This window comes from Polaromonas sp. P1_G2, from assembly GCF_056405515.1.
On record NZ_JBFUBY010000350.1, the window covers coordinates 1 to 3,637 of the forward strand.

A 3,637-nucleotide genomic window follows, 5' to 3' on the forward strand; every position below is an offset into this window, starting at 1 on the left:
GGTGTTCGGTTTCATGGTAGGGCATCTGCTGCAGCAGGTGGTGTATGCAATTGAGGCGCGCCTTTTTCTTGTCGACGGCCTGCACCACCCACCAGGGGGCTTCGGGAATGTGGGTCCGCTCCAGCATGATTTCCTTGGCCTTGGTGTATTCCTCCCAGCGCCGGCGCGATTCGAGGTCCATGGGGCTGAGCTTCCACTGCTTGAGCGGGTCGTGGATGCGGCCCAGGAAACGCAGGTGCTGCTCTTCGTCGGAGATGGAGAACCAGTACTTGATCAGCTGTATGCCCGAGCGGCCCAGCATTTTTTCAAATTCGGGCACGGTACGGAAAAATTCCTCGTACTGCTCGTCGGTGCAAAAGCCCATGACGCGCTCCACGCCGGCGCGGTTGTACCAGCTGCGGTCGAACAGCACGATCTCGCCGGCCGCCGGCAGGTGCGACACGTAACGCTGGAAGTACCACTGCGTGCGTTCGCGGTCATTCGGGGCCGGCAGCGCCGCCACGCGGCAGACGCGCGGATTGAGCCGCTGGGTGATGCGTTTGATGACGCCGCCCTTGCCGGCTGCATCGCGGCCTTCAAACAGGATGACGACCTTGTGGCCGGTGGCGACCACCCAGTCCTGCAGCTTCACCAGCTCGGCCTGCAGCCGGAACAGCTCGCGGAAATACTGGCGGCGGTATTCCTTGTCCTTGGCCAGTTCCTGCGGGCTGCGGCTTTTGTCCTCGCCTATCAGTTCGGCCACCGTGCGGTCTTCGATTTCCATCTCCAGCTCTTCGTCGAAGCTGTCGATCAGGTCATTGCGGATACGCCGCATCAGGTCTTCGTCACTTGAATTCAAGGGTTTCTCCCAAAAACCGAAAGCCGGTCGCACCCCAGCGTACCGGACCTCCATGGCAGTTTGATGAAAAAGCCCGGCGGATCGGGTCAGGTTTTTTTGAGTATTTCGTAGATCTCGTCCTTGACCTTGAGCCGCCTTTTCTTGAGGTCTTCCAGCCCTTCATCGGTGATGGCGCCCACGCCCTGCTCGTAGCGCGTGATGGCGTGGTTGTCGGCGTCGTACTGGGTGAAGAGGCTGGCAAAGTGCGGGTCGGACACCTTGAGGCTACGCATTTTCTGCAGGTATTCCGGAAACTCGTGTGCCAGGTCGTGATTCAGCAAGTCCATTGGGAAGCTCCTTGTATGGCCGGTGATCGCCGCGGGAATCTCTCGGGGAAAAGACAGCTTAGTCCCTGACCACCAGCACCGGCAAGTGGGCATGCGAGAGCACCTGGGCCGTGACGCTGCCCAGCACCAGCTTTTCAAGCCCGCGCCGGCCGTGCGAGCCCATCACGATGAGGTCGGCGCCGACCGATTCGGCGGTGTCCAGGATGCCGCGGTAAACCGCATGGCCTTCGACAACGGAGCCGGTCGCGGCGATGCCCACGCCGTCGAAAGCCTGCTTGGCGGCCTTGATGGCCTCGTTGGCCTCGGCGGTGGCCGCGCTCAGGTACTCGGCCTGGCCGTAAGCGAAGTCGGTGCCGACTCCGGTGAAGGCATAGGGGTCTATGACGTAGATGACCGTCACCTCGGTCTTGAACGCCTGCGCGACGGCCAGCGCGTTGCTTATGGCCTTTTGCGAGGTTGCCGAGCCATCCACGGGGACGAGAATGTGCTTGTACATGATGCGCTCCTTGAAACCCTGGATAGATTCTCAGACACCAGCCCCTCCCGGGTCAATGCCGGCCTCGGCCGGCCCGGAAGGAACGGCCTTGCATCATTTATAGATCAGGGCGCCCCGGGGGCGCCGTCAGACAAGACGCCGAAAACGGCAGCCTTGTCTATTCGGCTTTTCTTACTCGGCCTTGATATTGGCCGATTTCGCCAGCTGCGCGTAGCGCGCGAGGTCGACCTTGATCAGCTTGGACAGCGCGGCGCCATTGCCGGACAGCGGCTCGACACCGGCGCCCGAAAGGTTTTCTTTCACGGCGGGTTCGGCCAGCACTTTTTGCACGTCGGCATAGATCTTGGCCACCACTTCAGGCTTCATCTTGGCCGGCCCCATAAGCGCGTACCAGATGGAGAAATCCAGCGGCTTGAGGCCCTGCTCCTCAAACGTCGGCACCTCCGGCATCAGCTGGTAGCGCGCGGCCGTCGACACGCCGATGGCGTTGAGCTTGCCGGTCTTGAGATGCGGCGCGGCGAGGTTGGCGCTCAGGATGGCCAGTTGCACCTGGCCGCCCACCACATCGGTCAGGGCCGGGGCGCAGCCCTTGTAGCCCACGTTGGTGGCGGCGACGCCGGACTTCTGCTTGACCAGCTCCATCACGAAATGCTGGGGCGTGCCGACACCGCAGGAGCCGTAGTTCAGCGCCGTCGGGTTGGCCTTGGAATAGGCGACCAGTTCCTTGAGATTCTTGATGTTGGTGCTCTGGTGCGACACCAGCGCGATCGGCGTGAGGCCCAGCAGCATGATGGGCGTCAGGTCTTTTTCCGGGTCGTAGTTGAGCTTGCCGTTGACGGCCGGATTGACCACCATGGTGCTGTTCTGCAGCAGCAGCGTGTAGCCGTCCGGCGGCGCATGCACCACGGCTTCGGTGCCGATGTTGCCCGAGGCGCCCGCGCGGTTGTCCACCGCGACGCCTTGGCCCCAGATGGCCTGCAGGCGCGCGCCTATCTGGCGCGCCAGGATGTCGGAGCCGCCGCCCGTGCCATAAGGCACGATGACGCGCACCGGGCGCGAGGGGTAATCCTGCGCCAGCGCCTGGGTCGCGCCCAGGCAGCTCAGGGACATCACGGCGGCCAGCGCCAGCAGTCTGGGGAATTTCATGGTTTGCCTTTTCGCTTTCGTGTGGTGTTGCGAGTGGTGAAGAAATTACTCAACGGCCCCGATCGCCCTGCTCCACAGCTCCCAGGGCCGCATGACCTGGCCTTCGTTGGTGTTCATGGCTTTGTCGGCTTCTTCGGGCGTCAGGAATTCGATGGGGCCCAGCGCGCTGGCGGTGAGCTGCAGTTTGGCGTTTTCCTCGGCGTACACGGCGCGGTAGACCACGCGCTCCAGCGAGGGCGCCACCACGGTGGAGCCGTGGCCGCGCATCAGCACGCAAGTGTGCTGGCCCAGGGCCTTGGCCAGGTCCTTGCCCAGGCCCATGTCGCGGATCAGCAGGTCGGTGTTGCCGTTGGATTCGCGGATTTCATACAGCGACGAGCCGCTGCCCAGGAAACCGCTCATGTGGAAGATGGGGCGCAGGCGCTGGCCGGTGACGCCGAAGGGAATCACGCTGGGCGAATGACTGTGCACCACGGCCATGACGTCGGGCCGCGCGCGGTAGATCTCGCCGTGGATGAAACGCTCGAGGTAGGAGCGCAGCGTCGACTCGACCACCAGGTCGCCATTCAGGTCGTAGGTCAGGATGTCGGCTTTTTTAACCAGGCCGGGCGCCCGGTTGCAGGACAGCAGGAAATGGCCGGGCGACTTGTCATGGCGCACGCTCACATGGCCGAAGCCGTCCACCACACCCTGGGCATAGAGGATGCGGTTGGCCATCACGAGTTTTTCGACGAGTGCGGGATCGGGTGCGGGAAGCGTCATGGAGTCTCCTTATTAGCAACGACCGGGAGGGCGTTTTTAATAAGTATACATATTACATTCGGAGTTTTC

Annotated in this window: 5 protein-coding genes; all 5 read right to left on the minus strand. The window is 62.7% G+C overall.

What is annotated here, in order from left to right; genetic code table 11:
• On the minus strand, positions 1-814 hold an 814-nt coding region (ppk2, locus tag AC1D0P_RS23255; RefSeq protein ID WP_477678909.1), incomplete at its 3' end, for a polyphosphate kinase 2.
• A gap of 110 nt (positions 815-924) precedes the next feature.
• Entirely contained in the window at positions 925-1,164 is a 240-nt protein-coding gene (locus AC1D0P_RS23260) for an HP1242/YdcH family protein (protein ID WP_477678905.1), read from the minus strand.
• A gap of 58 nt (positions 1,165-1,222) precedes the next feature.
• Positions 1,223-1,660 carry a universal stress protein gene (locus AC1D0P_RS23265; protein WP_477678906.1) on the minus strand — a complete coding sequence of 146 codons (438 nt, stop codon included), beginning with the start codon at positions 1,658-1,660 and terminating at the stop codon, positions 1,223-1,225.
• A 171-nt stretch (positions 1,661-1,831) separates the two neighbouring features.
• Positions 1,832-2,806 (minus strand): Bug family tripartite tricarboxylate transporter substrate binding protein, encoded by a 975-nt coding sequence (locus AC1D0P_RS23270; protein WP_477678907.1) that lies wholly within the window; start codon positions 2,804-2,806, stop codon positions 1,832-1,834.
• Positions 2,807-2,851: 45 nt separating this feature from the next.
• Positions 2,852-3,568, minus strand: coding sequence for a class II aldolase/adducin family protein (locus tag AC1D0P_RS23275; protein ID WP_477678908.1), 717 nt, complete (start codon positions 3,566-3,568; stop codon positions 2,852-2,854).
• Between the last annotated feature and the right edge of the window lie 69 nt (positions 3,569-3,637).

Bases quoted from the DNA above. Each gene is read 5' to 3' on its own strand.
- AC1D0P_RS23270 (WP_477678907.1), bottom strand. From the start codon at position 2,806: ATGAAATTCCCCAGACTGCTGGCGCTGGCCGCCGTGATGTCCCTGAGC.
- AC1D0P_RS23260 (WP_477678905.1), bottom strand. From the start codon at position 1,164: ATGGACTTGCTGAATCACGACCTGGCACACGAGTTTCCGGAATACCTG.
- AC1D0P_RS23275 (WP_477678908.1), bottom strand. From the start codon at position 3,568: ATGACGCTTCCCGCACCCGATCCCGCACTCGTCGAAAAACTCGTGATG.
- AC1D0P_RS23265 (WP_477678906.1), bottom strand. From the start codon at position 1,660: ATGTACAAGCACATTCTCGTCCCCGTGGATGGCTCGGCAACCTCGCAA.